Source organism: Actinoplanes missouriensis 431 (assembly GCF_000284295.1).
GTDB lineage: Bacteria > Actinomycetota > Actinomycetes > Mycobacteriales > Micromonosporaceae > Actinoplanes > Actinoplanes missouriensis.
In genome coordinates this window covers 7,513,914-7,533,725 of sequence record NC_017093.1, presented here as the reverse complement: position 1 = coordinate 7,533,725, position 19,812 = coordinate 7,513,914, and the positions used below count along the sequence as shown (strand labels likewise).

At 70.9% G+C, this 19,812-nt stretch carries 19 protein-coding genes; 17 read left to right on the top strand and 2 right to left on the bottom strand.

Translation table 11 applies throughout. From position 1 onward, the window contains the following. Positions 1-66 precede the first annotated feature (66 nt). From AMIS_RS34275 to AMIS_RS34260, 4 genes are all read left to right on the top strand, one after another. Positions 67-954, top strand: a complete 888-nt coding sequence (locus AMIS_RS34275; RefSeq protein WP_051042613.1) for a phosphatase PAP2 family protein — start codon at positions 67-69, stop codon at positions 952-954. A 4-nt stretch (positions 955-958) separates the two neighbouring features. Beyond that, positions 959-1,717 (top strand): 4-hydroxy-tetrahydrodipicolinate reductase, encoded by a 759-nt coding sequence (gene dapB / locus AMIS_RS34270; protein ID WP_014447056.1) that lies wholly within the window; start codon positions 959-961, stop codon positions 1,715-1,717. Between the two features lie 78 nt (positions 1,718-1,795). Further along, positions 1,796-2,233, top strand: a complete 438-nt coding sequence (locus tag AMIS_RS34265) for a hypothetical protein (protein WP_041830242.1) — start codon at positions 1,796-1,798, stop codon at positions 2,231-2,233. Continuing rightward, entirely contained in the window at positions 2,230-3,114 is an 885-nt protein-coding gene (locus AMIS_RS34260) for a hypothetical protein (protein ID WP_014447054.1), read from the top strand. Before AMIS_RS34265 ends, AMIS_RS34260 begins: the two co-directional genes overlap by 4 nt. Before the next feature lie 953 nt (positions 3,115-4,067). Here the strand turns inward: AMIS_RS34260 and AMIS_RS34255 are convergent. Beyond that, positions 4,068-4,457: a thiol-disulfide oxidoreductase DCC family protein gene (locus AMIS_RS34255; protein WP_014447053.1), complete on the bottom strand. Its 390-nt coding sequence runs from the start codon at positions 4,455-4,457 to the stop codon at positions 4,068-4,070. A gap of 206 nt (positions 4,458-4,663) precedes the next feature. Between AMIS_RS34255 and AMIS_RS34250 the strand changes: the two genes are divergently transcribed. The 8 genes from AMIS_RS34250 to AMIS_RS34215 all read left to right on the top strand — a co-directional run bounded on the left by AMIS_RS34250 (position 4,664) and on the right by AMIS_RS34215 (position 13,196). Further along, the gene (locus tag AMIS_RS34250; RefSeq protein ID WP_014447052.1) at positions 4,664-5,383 is read left to right on the top strand and encodes a Crp/Fnr family transcriptional regulator; all 720 of its coding nucleotides are present in this window, start codon (positions 4,664-4,666) and stop codon (positions 5,381-5,383) included. A 44-nt stretch (positions 5,384-5,427) separates the two neighbouring features. Continuing rightward, positions 5,428-5,961 carry a Pycsar system effector family protein gene (locus AMIS_RS41045; protein ID WP_157435173.1) on the top strand — a complete coding sequence of 178 codons (534 nt, stop codon included), beginning with the start codon at positions 5,428-5,430 and terminating at the stop codon, positions 5,959-5,961. A gap of 57 nt (positions 5,962-6,018) precedes the next feature. Continuing rightward, positions 6,019-6,696, top strand: a complete 678-nt coding sequence (locus AMIS_RS34240) for a Crp/Fnr family transcriptional regulator (RefSeq protein ID WP_014447050.1) — start codon at positions 6,019-6,021, stop codon at positions 6,694-6,696. 90 nt (positions 6,697-6,786) lie between these two features. Then, entirely contained in the window at positions 6,787-7,581 is a 795-nt protein-coding gene (locus AMIS_RS34235; RefSeq protein ID WP_014447049.1) for a nucleotidyl cyclase domain-containing protein, read from the top strand. Then, positions 7,578-9,794 carry a hypothetical protein gene (locus AMIS_RS44770; protein WP_014447048.1) on the top strand — a complete coding sequence of 739 codons (2,217 nt, stop codon included), beginning with the start codon at positions 7,578-7,580 and terminating at the stop codon, positions 9,792-9,794. Before AMIS_RS34235 ends, AMIS_RS44770 begins: the two co-directional genes overlap by 4 nt. 37 nt (positions 9,795-9,831) lie before the next feature. After that, entirely contained in the window at positions 9,832-10,641 is an 810-nt protein-coding gene (locus AMIS_RS41040; RefSeq protein WP_014447047.1) for a hypothetical protein, read from the top strand. After that, a complete protein-coding gene (locus tag AMIS_RS34220; RefSeq protein ID WP_014447046.1) occupies positions 10,641-11,846 on the top strand; it encodes an OmpA family protein in 1,206 nt (401 codons plus the stop codon). Before AMIS_RS41040 ends, AMIS_RS34220 begins: the two co-directional genes overlap by 1 nt. A 3-nt stretch (positions 11,847-11,849) precedes the next feature. Then, positions 11,850-13,196, top strand: a complete 1,347-nt coding sequence (locus tag AMIS_RS34215; protein ID WP_014447045.1) for a hypothetical protein — start codon at positions 11,850-11,852, stop codon at positions 13,194-13,196. On the opposite strand, the gene AMIS_RS34210 is transcribed toward AMIS_RS34215, so the two are convergent. Beyond that, entirely contained in the window at positions 13,183-13,746 is a 564-nt protein-coding gene (locus AMIS_RS34210) for a GNAT family N-acetyltransferase (RefSeq protein WP_014447044.1), read from the bottom strand. The two genes, AMIS_RS34215 and AMIS_RS34210, sit on opposite strands and share 14 nt — an antisense overlap. A gap of 40 nt (positions 13,747-13,786) precedes the next feature. On the opposite strand from AMIS_RS34210, the gene AMIS_RS34205 reads away from it, so the two are divergent. The 5 genes from AMIS_RS34205 to AMIS_RS34185 all read left to right on the top strand — a co-directional run bounded on the left by AMIS_RS34205 (position 13,787) and on the right by AMIS_RS34185 (position 19,811). Then, positions 13,787-15,010 (top strand): winged helix-turn-helix domain-containing protein, encoded by a 1,224-nt coding sequence (locus AMIS_RS34205; protein WP_014447043.1) that lies wholly within the window; start codon positions 13,787-13,789, stop codon positions 15,008-15,010. Positions 15,011-15,015: 5 nt separating this feature from the next. Beyond that, positions 15,016-15,564, top strand: a complete 549-nt coding sequence (locus tag AMIS_RS34200) for a DUF2752 domain-containing protein (protein ID WP_041830240.1) — start codon at positions 15,016-15,018, stop codon at positions 15,562-15,564. Positions 15,565-15,590: 26 nt separating this feature from the next. Next, positions 15,591-16,484, top strand: a complete 894-nt coding sequence (dapA, locus tag AMIS_RS34195) for a 4-hydroxy-tetrahydrodipicolinate synthase (protein WP_014447041.1) — start codon at positions 15,591-15,593, stop codon at positions 16,482-16,484. A gap of 14 nt (positions 16,485-16,498) precedes the next feature. Beyond that, the gene (locus AMIS_RS34190) at positions 16,499-18,187 is read left to right on the top strand and encodes a ribonuclease J (protein WP_014447040.1); all 1,689 of its coding nucleotides are present in this window, start codon (positions 16,499-16,501) and stop codon (positions 18,185-18,187) included. 88 nt (positions 18,188-18,275) lie between these two features. Then, positions 18,276-19,811 (top strand): S1 family peptidase, encoded by a 1,536-nt coding sequence (locus AMIS_RS34185; RefSeq protein ID WP_014447039.1) that lies wholly within the window; start codon positions 18,276-18,278, stop codon positions 19,809-19,811. Position 19,812: the final 1 nt, after the last annotated feature.

Sequence of the window (19,812 nt, the reverse complement as noted above, 5' to 3'; positions counted from 1 at the left end):
GAGACCCCGCCCGAGACCCCCGCGACCCCGCCGCCACCGGAACTCCGGAAGCGGCGGATCATCGGGATGCTGATCTGGGCGGTGGTCTTCTCCGTCGGGGTCTACTTCGTCGGCGTGCCGACCAGCGACCCGCTGATCGCGTTCGGCTGGCTCTGGCTGGCGACCATCGCCTGGCGCAACTACGAGCCGTGGCGCACCCACCTGCGGTTCCTGCGGGACTGGCTGCCCATCGCGCTGCTGCTGGTGATCTACAACGTGTCCCGCAGCTTCGCCGACGACCTGTTCAAGCCGCACGTCACCGAGCTGATCGACGCGGACCGGTGGATGTTCGGCTGGTTCATGGACGGCCAGGTGCCCACCACCTGGCTTCAGCAGCACCTGTACGAGCCGAACGTCACCCCGTGGTGGCTGGCGGTCGTGACGATCGTCTACTCCTCGCACTTCCTGACCGTGCCGACCATCGCGGTGATCCTCTGGATGCGCAACCGGGCGACCTGGGGCCGGTTCATGCGCCGCTGGATCACCCTCTGCGTGTTCGGCCTGATCACCTACTTCCTCTACCCGGCCGCGCCGCCGTGGTGGGCCTTCAAGTACGGCTACCTCCCCGAGACCGTCGTGCGGATCTCCACGAAGGGCTGGGACGTGATCGGCCTGCACGGCGCCGGCAACACCCTGAACGCGCTGCAGGTCTCCCAGTCGAACCCGGTCGCCGCGATGCCGTCGCTGCACACCGCCTGGGCCATGCTCGCCGTCGCGTTCTTCCTGCCGATGGTGGCGAAGAAGTGGTGGCCGCTGCTGCTCGCCTACCCGCTCGCGATGACGTTCACGCTCGTCTACACGGGCGAGCACTACGTGATCGACGTGCTGGTCGGATGGGCCTACGTGGCGGCCGTCTTCGTGGTCGTGGGGCTGGCCGAGCGGTGGTGGGCGGCCCGTCGCCGTACGTTAAGTTGACGGTGTGACAGACGTGCCTGAACCCATTCGTGTCGGCGTTCTCGGTGCCCGGGGCCGCATGGGCCTCGAGGTGTGCAAGGCGGTCGACGCCGCCGACGACCTCGAGCTGGTCGCCATGGTCGACCAGGGTGATCTGCTCTTCAGCGCCTCCGACACGGGCGCTCAGGTTCTCGTCGACTTCACCAACCCCGACGTGGTGATGGACAACCTGCGCTGGGCGATCGAGCAGGGCATCAGCGTGGTCGTCGGCACGTCCGGTTTCACCGAGGACCGGCTGGAGCAGGTGCGCGGCTGGCTGGCCGCCAAGCCCGGCGTCGGCGTGCTGATCGCGCCGAACTTCGGCATCGGCGCCGTGCTGATGATGCAGTTCGCCGCCCGCGCCGCGAAGTACTTCGAGTCAGCCGAGATCATCGAGCAGCACCACCCGCGCAAGCTCGACGCGCCCAGCGGCACGTCGATGCACACCGCCAAGGTGATCGCCGAGGCCCGCGCCGCGGCCAACTGCCCGCCGATGCCGGACGCGACGAAGGAGGAGCAGCTCGGCGCCCGCGGCACCGACATCGACGGCGTGCGCGTCCACTCGGTCCGCGCGGCCGGCCTGGTCGCGCACCAGGAGGTGCTCTTCGGCACCACCGGTGAGACGCTGACGATCCGGCACGACTCGCTGGACCGCTCCTCGTTCATGCCGGGCGTGCTGCTCGCGGTCCGCCAGGTCCGGCAGCGTCCGGGCCTGACCATCGGACTCGACGCCCTGCTGGACTGATTCCCGGGCTGGACTGATTACCCGGGCTGGACTGATCACGGGCTGGACTGATTGCGTGAGGTGGCTAGGTTGTCGTCGATGACCGAGCTGACGACGACCGGCCGCCGGGCACGGGTCCTGGCGACCGTCGCCGGGCTCGTGCTCCTGCTCGCCGGCACTTTCTGGGGCCAGGACGACGACTTCCCGTTCGGCCCCTTCCGGATGTACTCGACGGCCCCCGACCCCAACGGCGCGGCGAAGGACACCCGCGTCGAGGGCGTTGACGTAACCGGCGCGGTCGTGCCGATCACCGAGGCGAACAGCGGGATCCGGCGTGCCGAGATCGAGGGCCAGCAGTCGGCGTACCAGGCCGACCCGTCCCGCCTGAGCCGGGTCGCCGACGCGTACGCCGAGCACACCCCGACCGCCCCGGCGCTGCGCGAGGTCCGCATCGTGATCCGCTGGCACCTGGTCGAGCACAGCCGTCCGACCGGCACCTGGACCGACGAGGTCATCGCGGATTGGGTCCGCCCGTGATCACACGCTGGCTTTTCGAACCGGTCCCGAAGGGTCGCATCGCCTCCTTCCGTACCCTCGTCTATCTCTTCGTCGCCCTCGACCTGGTGGTCTTCACACCGTGGGTGCGCTCGCACGCGAACACCCCGGGCGAGCTCTACGAGCCCCTGCTGATCGGCCGGCTCCTGCACCTGCCGACACCGGGACCGCTGCTGGTGTGGGGCATCTTCTGGACGTTGTTGACCCTGTCGCTGGCCGCCGCGACCGGCCGGGCGCCACGAGCCCTCGGCTGGGCGGTCTTCCTGCTCTACTTCGAGTGGATGATCATCGCGATGTCCTACGGCAAGGTCGACCACGACCGGATCGGCCTACTCGTGGCCCTGGCCGCGCTGCCCACCGCCGGCGCCGCCCGGCACGGCGATCAGGACCGGACATCCGCCGGCGGCTGGGCCCTACGGGTGACCCAGATCGCGGTGATCTGCACCTATTTTCTGGCCGCGTTCGCGAAACTCCGCTTCGGTGGCCTCGACTGGTTCACCAGCTCGGTCCTCGCCCAGGCCATCATCCGCCGAGGCACCGACCTGGCCGACGCGATCGCCTCAGTGCCCGGACTGCTGATCGCCGCCCAGATCGGCATCATCGCGTTCGAGCTGCTCAGCCCCCTGGTCTTCGTGGTGCCTCAGCGCTGGCGCAACGCCGTCGTGGCCTTCTTCTACTCCTTCCACGTGGTCACCTTCTCCACGATCACGATCTCCTTCGCCCCGCACCTGGTGGCGATGGCGAGCTTCCTCTCCCTGGAACGCATCCGCCCGATCCACTGGCTACGCACCCGCAAACCCCCATCGGGTACGCCCGAAACCCTCCCCAACCGCACCACCCCGTCCCCAGCCGACCACCCCTGACGCCCCTCCCGCCGGCGCATCCCGCCGCCGCCCCCGGCGCCCCCTCCCGCCCCGGCTCCGTCGCCCCGCCGGTCCGGTTGTACCGGCGACAAGCGCCACGGAGCCGTAGCCCACGCATCCAAAGAGCCACCGATCGGCGCGCCCGGTCGACCATGCTCGCGCCCGCGGAGCCGCGACGGCGACCAACGCACGCGATCGGCTTGCGTGTGCGGTCATCGCCATGAGCGCGCGATGTCGTGAGTTCCGTCCTACGGTCCCCTCTTGCAGATCTTGGAAACGCCGATGCCGGCTGGCGCTCAGCGCGGACAAAACGGGCGCGCGACAGCACTGTTAACCAGCTGGGCGAGGTGAGCTGGTTACCAGTGCTGTCAGCAGCGTGCTCGAGCTGCGCTGAGAACCGGCCGGACCGGCTGGCCCGCAGCGCTGAGAACCGGCCGGACCGGCTGGCCCGCAGAGCTGATCACCGAGCTGGTCCACGGCGCCGGTCCAGTGCCGCCAGTGCCGGTCCAGTGCCGCTCCAGCGCCGGTCCAGTGCCGGTCCGGTGCTGGCGCGGCACCGGCTCAGTGCCCACGACCGCAGGGCAGCGCCGGCCTACCGCTGACGACAACAGAAACAGCGTCGGCGATAACTGGACAGCCGCTGCCCGCCGGACATATCGGATTTGTCACTGCGGTCGGAGATTCGCTTCTCGTGCCGGCCCCACCTTCACACACTGGGTCGCATCCGGTCTGAGTGTGGAACCGGGGTGCGGATCGCGCTGAACTTCACACGCTGGGTGGCTGGTCGTCGTGCGCCTGAAAAACAGGGCGCTCAGCCCGTGGCGGGAGCCGCCGAGGGTGAGTGGGCAGCGGTAGCGAAACTCGCCGGACGGCCTGGACCCGGCAGATGGTCGCGCGGCTTCTCGGGGACGGGTCCGGTGCGGTTGGGGGAGTTGTCCTTCCGTACCGGGAAATTATGGGCGTGGGCGGACTGCGCACGCCGCTGTTCCGCCGGGCATGAGGTGCCTGTGATCTGCCACCCACTGGTAGGCCGGCCAGGCCAGACGGCTCACCGGGCGCAGCGTGAGGGCCGATCCGGGCAGTGACCAGAATCGGCCGGCGTCGCGCAGCAGGAGGGCTATCGCGTCGGGGCCGGCCGCGGTGACGCCGTCGGCGCCGACCCACTGGACGGCGGCCTCGCACTGCTCGACGGTCAGGCCGAGTTTCGCCAGGTCGGCGAACTGCCAGGGGATCACCGTGGCGGTCGTCGGGATGCGGCGCTCGATGAATTCGGCGCACAGGGAGCAGAACGAGCAGTCGCCGTCGAAGACGAACGTGGGCAGTGTGGTCGTCACGATGGTCATTCTCCGCCGGTGTCTCCGGAACGCTGGTGGCAGGGGGCGGTCGGCTGCATGACCCATCGGAGGATGACGAAGTGTCAGCGGGGAGCGCCGATCGGGGACCGGTGCTGATGCTGTGGGGCGACAGCGTGACCGAACATGGGATGAGGAGGCGCGGTCCCGACCGATAGAAAAGTGTCACTGCGACCGCAGGAACGGATCTCAGGACGGTGGTGGTCACTCTGCCTCTTCCGGAGCCGGTCACGGGCAGCTTCGCGAAGCATCTCAGCCCGGAGGCCTATAAGGTGCTGGTGGACGCGGGCGTCCGGCAGACCTACCCGGCCGGGACGCCCCTCTTCCACCAGGGCGACCCGACCCGGCACGTGATCCTGATCGAGGACGGCTGGGTGAAGGTGACCGCAACCTCGCGGCGCGGGTGGACCGCTGTGCTGGCGCTCCGCGGTCCCGGTGACATCGTCGGTGAGATGTCTGCGCTCGACGGGCGGCCGCGGATGGCGACCGTCGCGACGCTCACCGAGGCGACCGGGGTCGTGATCCTCAGCGACCGCCTCGACGCCTGCATCGTGAAGGAGCCATCGGTAGCCCTCGCGATCTCCCGGCACCTCGCCAACAGTCTGCGGGAGTCGGATCGGCAGCGGATGCAGTTCGGATCCAGCAACGGTGACGGCCGTTTGATCGTCTTCCTGGTCGACCTCATGGACCGGACCGGAAAGCCGGAGCCCGGGGGCGCCGTCCGCATCGAGCTGGGCCTCTCCCAGCAGGACCTGGCTTCCTCCGTCGGTGTGTCCCGCGAGGTGGTGGCGCGCACCATGCGGGTGCTCCGCAGCCGCAAGACCGTGCAGACCGGGCGTCGGCTCATCGTGGTTCTGCAGCCGGACGTGCTGCGCGCGCTCGGTCGTTCTGTGTCGATGTCGACAGAGGCACCGTGACGATCGACCGGATGCGCACCCGAGCGGACCGTCAGCCTGAAGGCATGAATCAAGGAATGGTGGGCGCGCCGACCGCGCCGGTGACCCGCAGCGACGCCTCGGCCGAGGTCCGGCTCACCCGGCGGCTGATCGCGGAGACTCGGGAGGAGGTCCGGCGGGCCGACGCGAAGGCAGCGCAGTGGCTCTCCATCCTGGGCGCCGGGACGGCCGGCCTGATCGCGCTCTGGGGGGTTCCGCTGGAACGGGCCTGGCCGGTGGCCGGCGCGCCGGCCGGGATGGTGCCCGCCGGCCTGATCTGCGTCGCGCTGGCGGCGGCCGCGTTCGCGCTCGCCCTGTTCCCGCGGACCCGGGGCGCCTCGGACCTGGAGTTGATCGCCTATTTCGGACACGTGTACCGCCTGCGAGACCCGGACCGGGTCCGCCGCTGCCTGGAACAGGCGGCCGGGGACACCATGGCCGGGCTGGTCAGCCAGTTGTGCTGGCTGAGCCGGCTCGCGGTGCTGAAGTTCCGCTGGATCCGGGCCGGGACGGTCTTCGGCATGCTCGCCGCCGTCCTCTTCCTCGCCGTCGCCCTCTGACGTACCCCTCTGGCGTCCCCTCACCTGTGTGCCGAAGCCATCCGGGAGGAGTGTCCCTTGAGCGACATCGAGCCCTGGCCGCAGACGTCGTTCGTCGGGCGGTTGCCGGCGCTGGACCGGAGCGACCTCGTCAAGCTCGGCGGGTTCGAGGCCTACAACGGCGGGGTGTACATCCTCCACCAGGGCGAGCCGGGCAACCACGTCTTCGTGGTGCACTCCGGTGAGGTCCGGATCATGGTGTCGAAGCTGGGCGGGGGTCAGCACCGGGTCGCCTCCTGTACGCGCGGCGATCTGCTGGGCGAGGTCGCCCATCTGGACCGGCGGCCGCGGTCCGCCTCCGCTGTGGCGTATCGCCGCGTGCTGGTGCAGCGGCTCGCGGGTGAGGTCTTCGACAGGTACCTGGACTCGCACCCGCGTGCGTACCGGGTGCTCGCCCGCTCGCTGACCGAGCGGCTGCGTGCCGCGGAGAACCGCTTCGTAACCGCCTCGGCGGACGTCGAAGGGCGCGTTGCGGTTGCTCTCTGTGACTATGTAAATGCGGTGGATTCACATTCACCGGAACCCGAGCGGGTGTGGTGCACCCAGGGCGACCTGGCGATGCGTGTGGGTGCATCGGCCGTGTCGGTACACCGGATTCTGCGCAAATTCGCAGGTCTGGGCTATTTGGAGACTGAACACCGATCGATCTTGGTGAAGAACCTCGCGGCGATCGAGAAGATCGCGGGCATCCGGTAAATCTTCATCATTTGATGAAGATCAGCTGGCGTCGGTCGGGGTTGGTTACTGAGAGTTGAACCTCCATCGTCTGAGGATCAAGGAATTTCCATGTACGAGGAAACTCTTCCCCGGCCCGGCACTGCCGTGTCGTCGGACATCGTCAGGTCCAGCCCCGGAGGCTACCCACGGCACTCGGAACTCGGACTCGCGGCCGAGGAGGCGATCGGCGCAGCTATCGCCGCGGCGGGGCAGCCCGGCGAGTGGGCCCGCAGCAGCCGCGGCGACGGCGAGATGAGCGTGGCGCCGGCCGGCGTCGCCCCAGCGACGCTGCTCGCCACGGCTCTGCCCCGGCTGGCGGCCGCGCTGGTCCGGTACAACGGCAACAAGACGAAGGAACACCAGCTCCGGCTCCGGCTGGGCCTCGACTCGGGAGACATCCAGGTCGACGCGCGGGGGGTGCCGCGCGGCGGGGACCCGCTGGTGATCGCCGCCCGGCTCCAGGAGCACCCCGCCAACCGGGAGGCCATGACGGCGGTGCCGGACGCGCCGATCTGCGCGCTGGTGTCCGACACGGTGTATCAGCGGGCGGTGCCGTACCGGGCGCTGGGCCTGGACCCGCGGCATTTCCGGCGCTTGGAGCTGAGGATCGAGGGCCGGGAGCAGATCGCCTGGTTGTACCTGCCGGGGTTCGAGCCGCCGGATGTGGACGGGGCGGTCCGGGCGCAGGTCGCTCACGAGGTGGTCCGGGCACCGGCAGCGGACGAGGCGGGGCGGGCGCCGGTCGGTGATCCGAAGCCGAAGCCGGCGGCCCCACCCGGTGGAGTCCGTATCAAGCGCAGCTCCGGCATCATCGTCGGCGACTACGGCACGGTCCATCAGTACCGGGGCGGGGCCGAGGAATGAATCCCGAGGAGGCCGCGCCGCCGCCGGACGAGCCGGCGGCGAAGGAACCGGCCGAGCAGCCCGCCGAACCGGCTGTTCAGGCGCCCCCGGTCGCTCCCCGTCAGGCCGCGCCGGCCGGCTCCCACCAAGCCGAGTCGGCCGGCTCCCATCAGGCCGCGCCGGGCGGCGACAGGTCTGCTTCGAACGCGGCGGACCAGAGCTGGACCAGCCAGGGCGAGCAGCCCGAGGGGGCCCGGTCCGACCACGACTTCAAGACCGCGATCAAGAACAGCAAGGGCATCATCGTCGGCGACAACGCCACCATGACGGTGATCGAGCTGCCGGACGGCCGGCAGGTCACCGCCCTGCGCTATCACCGGAGCGCGGCCCAGCTCACCGAGGCGGATCAGACGTTCGTCCAGGTGCCGAATTTCGCGGAGTTCGTCACCACGTTGCGGAACGAAAGGGTCGTCTACGAGTGCGGCGAGCCCGGCACCGGGCGGCGTTTTCTCGCCGAGCGGCTTGCCGCCAGGGCTGCGGCCGGACAGGAGGTGCACGGTGTGCACTTCCCGGAGAAGGGTGTGTCGCTCGTCGACCTGGCCCGGCAGGACGACCTGCTGGTCCCGGACGCGGGTGTGGTGCTGGAGCTCGCCGATCCCGGCACCGTCACGCCGGCTCTGCTGGACACGTTCGCGACGCTCGCCGCGGCCGTGAACGCGTACCTGGTGATCATCGGAACTCAGGCCGGCTCGAGCGGTGCGTCGCTGAGCCGTTACGAGATCCGGCCCGGCTTGCCGGACCCGGAGTCGGTGCTGCGCCGGCACCTGGGGTTCGCGCTACGCCGCCGGTCCGCGTGCGTGGGCTCGTGCACGGTCTGTGGTGGCGCATGTCACCCGGATTTCATCGAACGGGCCCTGGACCTGCCGGAGATCAAGGAGCAGCTGGAGACCCATCCGCGCCCGGCGTCGGTGGCCGATCTCGCCCAGGCGCTGTCCTGCTGGGACGGCGAGCAGGGCTCGCTCGCGGCAGTGCTCGGGCGGATTCGCGGCCGGGCCCGGGACCTGGCGTTCACGCTTGTCAAAGGCGGCCGGAAGGACACCTCGGCGCCGATGGAGCCGCGGCGGCAGGCGGTGCAGATCGCGTACGCGGCTTTCGTCGGCTACACCCTGGCCGACGTCTTCCACGTCGGGCAGCAGCTGTACGAGATCCTCTGGGCGGAGCAGAACAGTGAGGCCGACCCGGACCGGGTGATCTTCGACGGCGGCGTGGAGGAGATCCTCAGCGTCCCGGACCAGGCGAGCCTGCTCCGGTTCGACCCGGCCGACCGGCCGCGCCGGGTCCGGTTCGTGGACGTCCGGATGCCGTTCGACATCCTGGACGTGGCCTGGAACGACTTCGACCAGGGCCGCCCACCGGTACGCCGGTGGCTGGACCGGCTGGTCCGCCAGGAGCGGCCCGGCATCCGGCTGCGGGCGGCCTCGGTCGCCGGGTGGCTGGCCGCGCACGACTTCGACGAGGTATGGCGGGAGCTGATCCGCCCGTGGGCGCTGTCCGAGTCGGGCGACCTGCGGCAGGCCGCCGCGTGGGCGGTGGACACGGCCACCGAGGAGGACCGGCTCCTCGGCCCGATCCGGAGCCGGGTCCGGGAGTGGGCACGTGCCGCCCGGAACAGCCGGTTGCATGACGCGGCGGCCCGGGCGTACGGGACCCGGCTCGGCGAGTTGTTCGTCCGCGAGGCGCTCGACGACCTCCACCTCCTCGCTGCTCGCGCCGACCTGAACGGCAGCGCATCGATCGCCCGAACCATGCAGCGCCTGTACCTGAACCACCCGGCGGAGATTCGCGAGGAACTGCTCACCTGGATGCGTGACGACCTGTACCGGATCCAGGTGCACGCGGCCCGCTCGCTGATCCTCATCGCGGTGCTGGCCGGGGAGGCCCCGCGGTCGCAATGGCCGCGGTTGCTCGCCGACATGGCCGCGGACCGCGGCGGCGCCGACGCACTCGTCGAGCCGTGGCGCGCCGCGCTCGCCGGCCCGACCACCGGACGCCGGGCCTGGTGGGTCCTGCACGCCTGGCTGCGCCGCGCGGACAGCGACGGGGAACTGCGGAAACTGCTCCTCCCGCTGTGCGCCGAGATCTTCAAACCCCCGCTGGACGGCCGGGCCCGATTCACCCTGCGCCAGTGGGCGCGGGAGTGCAGGTCCGCCCGTGAGCTCCTCACCTCGCTCTGACCCCTCGTCAGCTTCCGACCCCTCAGGAGTAGTTCACATGGCACAGCAATCGTGGTGGAGGCGGTTCCGCACCTGGCTTGCGGGCCCGGACACCGGACCCGACCGCTCGGCCCTGCCCGAAGTGCGGCACCGGCCCAGCACTCCGGGCGACGCCGTCCCGGTCCTGTCCAAAGGAGACGTCTACGAGTTCCAGGTGATCGCGGACCTGGAGTGGATCAGCTCGGTGATGGACCACAGCGAGCTGGTCCGGCAGTCCGTCGAGTACACCCCGGCCGCGCACGACGAGCTGCGGCGGCGCGTTTGGCGGATCGGCCGACAGTTCGACCCGGACGCCGCCGACGCGGCCGAGGAGCGGATGCGGGCGGAGGCCGCCGAGTGGTGCTACGACACCGATCGGGGGCAGATCCGGTGTGTCGCCGAGATCCGGGTCCGGCCGGACGAACGGGTCCGGGAGCATCTGGTCCCGTACGCGCTCCGCCGCATCGACCTGAACCAGGAGACCGAGATCGGCAACCGCCGGGCCGAGATGGTGGAGAACCTCGTCACCCGCTGGCGGAAGGTCCTCACCGAGCTGGGCGTCAGCCCGATCACGGTGGCCGCGGCCCAGCTCACCGACCGCCATTTCGCGGAGATCCTGGATCTGCTGGCCGCCAAGCGCCGGCAGCAGGGCCAGGATCTGGTCGACGTGCTCGGCCAGGCCGCCCTCGACCACCAGCAGCTCGGCATGTTCGAGTTCGCCGAGATGTACGCGTCCGCCGCCGCTGCCTTCGTCAGCCAGCTCGGCGAGGAGGACAAGAAGTTCGTCCGGGACATCGTCGAGGCCGAGCTCACCGCGGGGCGGTCGTGATGGCCCGGTTCGGAAGGGCGCTGCTGGTGCTGGCCCTGCTCCTCCTCGCCACGACGGCGGCCGCCTGCGACGACGACGAGGGGCCCGACTGCGACCGGATGACCGAGCGGCAGCGCCCGGAGAGCGGCGTGACCGCATTGCTCGCCGACGTCAGCGCCTCGGTGCGGGGCGGCACCGGACGCCCCGACTACACCGCCGCGCTGACCGCACAGATCGAGGCGGCGGTGCAGCGCGGCGATCACGTCTACATCGGTACGTTCGACGGCAGCTCCTCCAGCGTCCGGTGGACCGCGGAGAAGAAGCTGACTTTCTCGTTCGCGAACCGGGAGAAGAACCGGGAGCTGGATCGGGCGGAGTTCACCGACTGCCTCAAGGGCTGGCTCGGCGAGGCGACCCGGAGCGAGCCGGAAATGGGCGGCACCGATGTGCTCGCCGGGATCTTCACCGGGGCGGACGCGGTCAAGGACGCCGACGCCGGCCCTCGCACCGTGGTGGTCGGCACCGACGGCCTCAGCACCACCGGGTGCCTCGACCTGACCGGCGGCAACGCCGGCAAGCAGGCCTTCGTCGACAAGCTGATCGCGACCTGTCCGGTGCGGGACGGCTGGGGCGATCGGCTCGCCGGCGTCAGCCTGATCATGGCGGGGGTCGGGCATGCCGGATCCGGGCAGTCCGCGCTGGCTACTGGGCACGTCTCCTTCCTCGGCGATCTCTGGCGCCGGGTGTGCGAGACGGCCGGGGCCGCGCTCTGCGACGTCTCGACGCTCCCGGTCGCGTCGTCCGGCGAGGCGGGCGCGGACGGCCTCGCCGCGGATCCGGACGTGCCGTTCGTGCCGGACGCCGGTGCGCCGGACCTCGACGAGGTGACGAGTGTCCGGACCGATCTGTTGTTCGACACCGACTCGGCGGTCGTCCGGCCGGAGGGCCGGGCCGCGCTGCAAGGGCTGGCCGTCCGGATGCGGACGTCACAGGTCCAGGCGGTCAAGGTGATCGGGCACGCCGACCGGCGGGCCACGGACCGGCACAACCTCCAGCTGTCGAAGGACCGGGCGGCTGCGGTCGCGAAGGTTCTGACGGACAGCGGGATCTCCGGGGTGACGCACGACGGCCGAGGCGAGCGGGACGCGACGTGTCCGGCGGAGAAGCAGTCGTGCCTGCAGCGGGACCGGCGCGTCGACATCATCGCGACGACGGTGGAGGGCTGACCGGTGACCGATGTGGTTCCCAGCGGCGCGAACGGCCGCCGCTACGCGCCGGTGCCCTGTCCACGCCGCTCCGGCGGCACACTGCCGCTGCTGGGTCAGGTCGCCGCCGAACCGGCGAAGTACGAGCCAGAGCAGCTCTCCTACTCGGAGTCTGCGCTGATCAACCGGGCCACCCGGGCCGCTGACGAGAGCCTCGCGAGTGCGTACACCACCATCCGCGAGGCAGCCGACCAGCTGGTACGGGCTTGGCACGACGCGGGTGCCGCGCTGCAGCGGCTCGCCGGGCTGCGCTCCGAGCGGCGGCTGGCCGAGGCCGGTCGGCGACGCCGTGAGGTACTGGACGACCATCGGCACGACGGCCCGGAGGATCGTCGTTCCCGTCCCTGGTGGCTCGCCGCCCCTGTGGTGTGGGGGATGATCCTGGCGAGCGCGCTCTACGATTCCTACTTCTTCGCGACCACGTTCCAGGACGCGCTCGACCTCGAGGAGAACCCCTCGCTGTGGGAGACGATGGTCTCCTACGTCCCCGGCGTGGGCATCGCGATCGCGCTGATCATCTCCGGCACGCTCCTCGCCTCGCCGTGGTTCCGGCACCGGGTCCGCGCCGAGCGCCGGCCCGAGCGTGGGCCGCTGAGCTGGCGCATCGTGTTCAACCGGGTGTTCCGGGTGTGGCGGCCGGACACCCAGACCCGATCGGAGACGGATCTGCCCTGGCCCAGCTGGCCGCTGCCGGTGTTCTTCGTGCTGATGGTGTCCGGCGTCCTCGGATACTGGGCATGGCTGCGCGGCCAGGGCATCCGCGACGACAGCCTGCAGTGGCCGCTCGTCGCGTTGCTGCTGCTCCTGACGATGTCGGCGATCGCGCTGAAGGCGATGTCGCACAATCCGTTCGCGGACCGGGAGCGCGCGTCCCGGCGGGGTCTGGAGTCGGCCACGGCCCGGCGGGGCACACTCGAGGCCGCCGCACGTACCGAGGTCGCCCGGTGCAGCGCGGCCTGGTACCACCTGGAGGCGACGACCGAGGAGGCGGCCGCGGCGGCCCGCCGGTGCCTCACCGAGGCATGGGCGCAGATCGCCGAGGAACGGGAGCGGCACCAGCGCGCCGGCGCGATCGCGCCGGACTTCGCCACCGGAGCACCGGACGCCGACATGCTGGCCGGTGCCCAGTTCTACGCCGGGCTCGCCAACCCCCGCCTGCGCGTCTACGTGCTGGAACAGGGCCGCCGGGTGCTCGACGAGCACCAGGTCATCGTGCTCGAGAAGCGGCTGGACGGCCTGCTCGGCGAGCTGAACCAGCAACTCGACGCGGCGCTGCGGGAAGGAGGAGGGCCCGGGACTAGTCGTCCGTGACCGCGACGTGCAGGCGAACCTGGGGTACGAGCATGTCGTCCACGTCGAGCGCGCGGGCCGCTCCGTCGGGTTCCCAGCCGGTCGAGCCGAGGAACTTGCGCATCACCTCGTCGGCCTCGTACGCCCAGGCCACCGCCGACCGGAACTGATCAGAACGCCAGTGGTCGACCATGGCGGCGAGCAGGCGGCTGCCGTGACCGCGCCGGCCCCAGCGGGGTTCGATCAGCAGGTCGGTGACCGCGGCGACGTCGTCCGGCAGTGGTTTCTCGGTGGGCGCGAGGGCCTGCTCGTCGGCCGGGCCGGACGCGGCGAAACCGACCACGGTCTTGGACGTCTCGCTCTGCTCGACGGCGATCAGGACGCGGTGCCGGGCGGAGGGCGGCGCGGTGATCGCCTCGGTCCAGCCGCGCGCGAGGTACGCCTCGTCGAGGTTCGCCAGCACATGCGGCGGGAACATCCGGCGGTACGCGGTACGCCAGGTGGAGAGTTGGATGCGGGCGATCTCCGGGGCGTCCTCGGGACGCGCGGGGCGGACGAAGCCGAGAGCCATGGCCGCAACTTTGTCACACCCCTGTCCTAAGTTGCTTCACGTGGCTGTCCCCGATTCGCTCACCGTCGCCCAGGCCCGCCGGATCACCCTGGCCGCGCAGGGTTTCACCGATCCGCAGCCGGGCGCCGCGGCCGGCATGCGTCATCTGCGGCGGGTGCTGTCGCGCCTGCACCTGATCCAGATGGACTCGGTGAACGTGTTGCAGCGCGCCCACTTCATGCCGCTCTACAGTCGCCTCGGGCCCTACCCGGCGGCCCTGCTGGACCGGGCGGCCTATCGCAGGCCGCGGGAGCTGTTCGAGTTCTGGGGGCACGAGGCGTCGCTGATCCGCACCGATCTCCAGCCCTATTTCCGCTGGCGGATGGCGCGGGCCGGCGAGTTCGCCTGGGGCAACATGCGGCGGATCGTCGCGGAGCAGCCTGAGCTGGTGGCCTGGGTGCTCGACGAGGTGCGCGAGCGCGGTCCGATCACGGCCGCCGAGATCGAGCACGACGCGCCCCGCAGCAAGGACCACTGGGGGTGGAACTGGTCGGTGGTGAAACAGGCGCTGGAGTGGCTCTTCTTCACCGGCCAGGTGACCGCCGCCGAGCGGACCAGCTCGTTCGCCAGGCGTTACGACCTGACCGAGCGGGTGCTACCCCGCGAGGTGCTGGAGGCGCCGGCCCCGGCTGACCCGTTCCGGCACCTGGTGGAGCTCTCCGCGAGGACGCTCGGTGTCGCCGCCGAGCCGGAGCTGCGGGACTATTTCCGCCTGCCGGCCAAGGTGGTCAAGCCGGCGATCGCCGAGCTGGTGGCGGAGGGGACGCTGCTGCCGGTCACGGTCGCCGGGTGGAAACCGCAGGCCTACCTGCATCGCGACGCCCGCCTGCCGCGCTGGGTCCGGGCGCGGACGCTGGTCAGCCCTTTCGATCCGCTGATCTGGGAGCGGGGCCGGACCGAGCGGCTGTTCGACATGACCTACCGCATCGAGATCTACGTTCCCAAACCCCAGAGGGTGTACGGATATTACGTGCTCCCGTTCCTCCTCGGCGACAGGTTCGCCGCCCGGGTCGATCTGAAGGCCGAGCGGCGGACCGGTGAGTTGCAGATCCCGGCGGTCTGGCGGGAGCCCGGCGCCGACCCGGAGGAGACGGCTGACGCCCTCGCGGCGGAGCTGGCCCGGCTGGCCGGCTGGCTGGGGCTGACGAGCATCGGTGTGCCCGAGCGGGGTGATCTGGCCGGGCCGCTCGCCGAGGCTCTGAAACGCGAGCCGGGTGTACCGTGACGGCCATGAGCAGTACGACCGGCCTGCCGCCGTGGCTGGCTGACGAGCCGGTGCAGGGGCCGCCGATCCCGCCGGAGTGGGTGTCCTATCGATATCCGCCGCCCCAGCAGGACCGGATCACCCGGTTCGTGGAGCGGGTCGCGGTCCGCTCGCCGATCTGGCTCGCCCCGGTGGCGCTGCTCGCCTGCATGGGTGCCGCGGCGGGTTACACGCTGGTCAGCGACCCGATCTCGTCGGAGGCCGGCGCCGAGCCGACCTGCATCCTGAAATACCTGACCGGCTTCGTCTGTCCGGGCTGCGGCGGCACCCGCGCCGCCTGGTACCTGTTGCACGGCGACCTGCCCGCGGCGGCCCGGCACCACGCGATGTTCGTCTTCGCGGTGCCGTTCCTGCTCTATCTCTACGTGGCCTGGGCCGGGCGCCGGCTTTTCAATCTCCGGTTGCCGCAGTTGACGATCAGTCCGGCCGCGATGATCACATTCATGGCGGTCTGGGGTGTCTGGAGCATCCTGCGTAACCTTCCCTGGGCCCCGTTCACCGCTTTCTACGTGTGACACCAGCGTCCGATAGGTTGTCAGGTATGACGCACGACCCGCGGCCCTTCGGACGGCTGCTGACCGCCATGGTGACCCCGTTCACCCCGGACGGATCCCTGGACATCGAGGGAGCGGCACGATTGGCCGCGCACCTCGTCGACGAGCAGCGCAACGACGCTCTCGTGATCAGCGGGACCACCGGGGAGTCGCCGACCACGACCGACGCGGAGAAAGAGACGCTGCTGCGGGCCGTGATCGACGCCGTCGGTGACCGTGCCACGGTGGTCGCCGGGGTGGGCACCAACAACACCGCGCACACCATCGAGCTGGCCCACGCCGCGGAGAAAGCGGGCGCTCACGGCCTGCTGGTCGTCACGCCGTACTACAACAAGCCGCCGCAGGCCGGCGTCGAGCGGCACTTCCGCGCGGTCGCCGACGCCACCGGACTGCCGATCATGGTCTATGACATTCCGCACCGGGCCGGCACGGCGATCGCCACCGAGACCATGGTCCGGATCGCCGAGCACGAGCGGGTCGTCGCGGTGAAGGACGCCAAGGGCGACCTGATCGCCACGTCCTGGGTGCTCTCCCGGACCGACCTGGCGTACTACTCCGGCGACGACGCGGCCACGCTGCCGCTGCTCTCCATCGGCGGGGTCGGCCTGGTCGGCACGTCGACGCACTTCACCGGTGTGCTCGCCAAGGAGATGATCGAGGCCTTCGAGCGGGGCGACAACGCCACCGCGCTGGCCCGGCACCGGCAGGCTCTGCCGCTGTTCACCGGAATCTTCCGCTCGCCGGGGACCATGCTGGTCAAGGCCGGTCTGAATGCTTCCGGGCTGCCCGCCGGCCCGGTCCGCTCGCCGCTGGTCGACGCGGGCGAGGACGAACTGATCCAACTGCGCAAGGACGCCGCCGCAGCCGGCATCGAGCTCTGACAGGAAGAAGGCGAATGAGTCAAGCTCACGTGGAGCTGGGTCCGCCACCGCCGCTGCCGGAGGGCGCCCTGCGCGTCGTCCCGCTCGGCGGACTCGGCGCCATCGGCCGCAACATGACGGTCTTCGAGTACGACGGCAAGCTGCTGGTCGTCGACTGCGGGGTGCTCTTCCCCGACGTCGAGCAGCCGGGCGTCGACTTGATCCTGCCCGACTTCGCACCCGTCCTCGATCGGCTCGAGGACATTCAGGCGATCGTGCTGACCCACGGGCACGAGGACCACATCGGCGCGGTGCCGTACCTGCTGGCACACAAGCCGGACATCCCGCTGGTCGGCTCCGAGTTCACGCTGGCGCTGATCGAGGCGAAACTCGCGGAGCGGCGGCTGGATCCGTACACGCTGACCGTCCGGGAGGGGCAGCGGGAGCGGCTCGGCCCGTTCGAGTGCGAGTTCTTCGCGGTGAACCACTCGATCCCGGACGCGCTGGCCGTCGCGATCCGCACCCCGGCCGGCCTGGTGCTGCACACCGGCGACTTCAAGATGGACCAGGTCCCGCTGGACGGCCGGATCACCGACCTGGCCGGTTTTGCGCGGCTCGGCGCCGAGGGTGTCGACCTGCTGCTCTCCGACTCGACGAACGCCGAGGTCCCGGGCTTCGTGACCCCGGAGCGCGAGATCGGCGCGGTGCTCACCTCGATCTTCGGCAAGGCCCGCGGCCGGATCATCGTGGCCAGCTTCGCCTCGCACGTGCACCGGGTCCAGCAGGTGATGGACGCCGCCTGGGAGTACGACCGCAAGGTCGCCCTGATCGGCCGTTCCATGGTCCGCAACATGGGCATCGCCCGTGACCTGGGTCTGCTGCGCATCCCGGACGGCCTGCTGGTCGGCCTGGACGAGGCGACCCGGCTCCCACCCGACGAGATCGTCTTCATGTCGACGGGTTCGCAGGGTGAGCCGATGAGCGCCCTGGGCCGGATGTCCACCGGCGACCACCGGCACATCACCATCGAGTCCGGCGACACCGTGGTGCTCGCCAGTTCGCTGGTGCCGGGCAACGAGACCTCGGTCTACCGGGTGATCAACCAGCTGGCCCGGGCCGGCGCCACGGTGGTCCACAAGGAGACCGCGAAGGTGCACGTCTCCGGGCACGCGCCCGCCGGCGAGCTGCGCTTCCTGCTCAACGTGGTCCGGCCGAGCAACCTGATGCCGGTGCACGGCGAGTGGCGGCACCTGCGCGCCCACGCCCAGCTCGGCATCGAGACCGGCGTCGCGCCGGACCGGGTGGTGCTCTGCGAGGACGGCGACGTGGTGGACCTGGTCGAGGGCCACGCCCGCGTGGTCGGCCGGGTGAAGAGCCGGTATGTCTACGTCGACGGCCTCGCGGTCGGCGACGTCAGCGAGTCGCTGCTGACCGAGCGGCGGATCCTCGGCGACGGCGGCTTCATCGCGGCCACCGTGGTGATCGACTCGGTGACCGGCAAGGTGGTCGGCGAGCCGAGCGTCTCGGCGAAGGGCTTCAGCGAGGACCCGGACGCGTTCAGCCCGGTGATCCCGTTGCTGACCGCGGCGCTGCACCGGTCCGCCGAGGACGGCATCACCGACCCGCACCAGTTGCAGCAGGTGGTGCGCCGGACGGTGGGCCGCTGGGTGAACGACGCGTACCGCCGCCGGCCGATGATCGTCCCCACCGTGGTGGAAGTCTGACCGGTTTTTCAACCATTCTCGGCTGAGTTGCGTACCTCCAGTCACCGGTGCCGCCCCCACGGCACCCGTGGCGGAGGGAGTTCTCCAGATGCAGCGCAGACCGATCGCCGTGGCGGCGGCGGTAGTGGTGGCGGCCGGGGCGGCCGTGGCCTTCACACTGCCGTCGCTGGCCGGCACCAACGAGCCGGACGCGTCGTCCGTGACCGCCGGGGGAGTGTCCCCGGATCTGCTCGCGGCGATGAAACGCGACATGGGCCTCGACGGGGACCAGGCGCGTACCCGGCTCGCCCGGTCCGAGTGGGCCGGTGGTGTCTCGGCGACGCTCGCGGCGCAGACCGGTGAGGACTTCGGCGGCGCCTGGCTCGCCGACGACGGCACCACGCTGAAGGTGGCGGTCACCGACTCTCGGGCGACCGCCGCGGTCAAGGCCGCCGGCGCGGTGCCGGTGCTGGTCAAGCGCAGCGAGGCCGAACTGGACGCGGCGAAGACCAAGCTCGACGCCGCGGTCGGTGACGCGGACGACGTGACCGGCTGGTACGTCGACGTCGCCACCAACAGGGTCGTCGTGGTGGCGAAGCCGGGCGCGAAGTCGGAGGCGCTGGATCTCGCCGAGGACGCCGGTGTGCCGGCCTCCGCGGTGACCGTGAAGATCAGCAAGGCGCAGCCGAAGCCGCTCTTCGACGTGCGGGGCGCCGACCCGTACTTCATCGACATCGGCGGCGGGCAGGCCCGCTGCTCGATCGGTTTCTCGGTGAAGGGCGGCTTCGTGACCGCCGGGCACTGCGGCGCCGAGGGCACGCGGACCACCGGCTTCAACAACGAGGCGCAGGGCACCGTGGAGGCGTCGGTCTTCCCGGGCGAGGCGGACATGGGCTTCGTCGCGGTGAACGGCGACTGGACCCCGCGCGCGGTGGTCAACGACTTCCGGGGCAACGAGCTGCCGGTCGCGGGCAACACCGAGGCCCCGGTCGGCGCGGCCGTCTGCCGGTCCGGTTCCACCACCGGCACGTTCTGCGGCACGATCCTCGCGAAGAACCAGACCGTCCGGTACCCGGAGGGCGCGGTGACCGGGCTCACCCGTACCGATGTGTGTGCCGAGGGTGGCGACTCCGGCGGCCCGTGGCTCTCCGGTGACCAGGCCCAGGGTGTGACCTCGGGTGGATCCGGTGACTGCACGGCGGGTGGCGAGACGTTCTTCCAGCCGCTGAACGAGATCCTGGCGACGAACAACCTGACGCTTGTCACCTCGGGTGGAGGTGGTGGCGGCGCCGCGGAGCCTCCCGCCGCCGAGCCTCCCGCTGCCGGGACGAACGCCTGCGATGCCCTTCCGGTCCAGCGCGAGGGTTCGATCGCCCGTACCGGGGCTGCCCAGGTGCAGCCGGACGGCGGAGCCTACCGGGCCCGGGCCGGCACGCACACCGCCTGCCTGGCCGCCCCGGACGGCGCCGATTTCGACCTGGTGCTGCAGCGGCAGAACAGCCGCGGGCAGTTCCGCACGGTGGCCCGGGCCGACGGTGACGGGGACAAGACACTCACCTTCGAAGGCCGTTCCGGCACCTACCGGTACGTGGTCGTGTCGGCCAGTGGCACCGGCGCCTACCAGCTCGGCTTCAACGTCTCCTGAC

Coding starts and splice junctions, on each gene's coding strand:
- AMIS_RS34275 (WP_051042613.1), top strand. CDS start 67: ATGCTGATCTGGGCGGTGGTCTTCTCCGTCGGGGTCTACTTCGTCGGC.
- AMIS_RS34265 (WP_041830242.1), top strand. CDS start 1,796: ATGACCGAGCTGACGACGACCGGCCGCCGGGCACGGGTCCTGGCGACC.
- AMIS_RS34255 (WP_014447053.1), bottom strand. CDS start 4,457: ATGACCATCGTGACGACCACACTGCCCACGTTCGTCTTCGACGGCGAC.
- AMIS_RS41045 (WP_157435173.1), top strand. CDS start 5,428: ATGAATCAAGGAATGGTGGGCGCGCCGACCGCGCCGGTGACCCGCAGC.
- AMIS_RS34235 (WP_014447049.1), top strand. CDS start 6,787: ATGTACGAGGAAACTCTTCCCCGGCCCGGCACTGCCGTGTCGTCGGAC.
- AMIS_RS44770 (WP_014447048.1), top strand. CDS start 7,578: ATGAATCCCGAGGAGGCCGCGCCGCCGCCGGACGAGCCGGCGGCGAAG.
- AMIS_RS41040 (WP_014447047.1), top strand. CDS start 9,832: ATGGCACAGCAATCGTGGTGGAGGCGGTTCCGCACCTGGCTTGCGGGC.
- AMIS_RS34220 (WP_014447046.1), top strand. CDS start 10,641: ATGGCCCGGTTCGGAAGGGCGCTGCTGGTGCTGGCCCTGCTCCTCCTC.
- AMIS_RS34210 (WP_014447044.1), bottom strand. CDS start 13,746: ATGGCTCTCGGCTTCGTCCGCCCCGCGCGTCCCGAGGACGCCCCGGAG.
- AMIS_RS34200 (WP_041830240.1), top strand. CDS start 15,016: ATGAGCAGTACGACCGGCCTGCCGCCGTGGCTGGCTGACGAGCCGGTG.
- dapA (WP_014447041.1), top strand. CDS start 15,591: ATGACGCACGACCCGCGGCCCTTCGGACGGCTGCTGACCGCCATGGTG.
- AMIS_RS34190 (WP_014447040.1), top strand. CDS start 16,499: ATGAGTCAAGCTCACGTGGAGCTGGGTCCGCCACCGCCGCTGCCGGAG.
- AMIS_RS34185 (WP_014447039.1), top strand. CDS start 18,276: ATGCAGCGCAGACCGATCGCCGTGGCGGCGGCGGTAGTGGTGGCGGCC.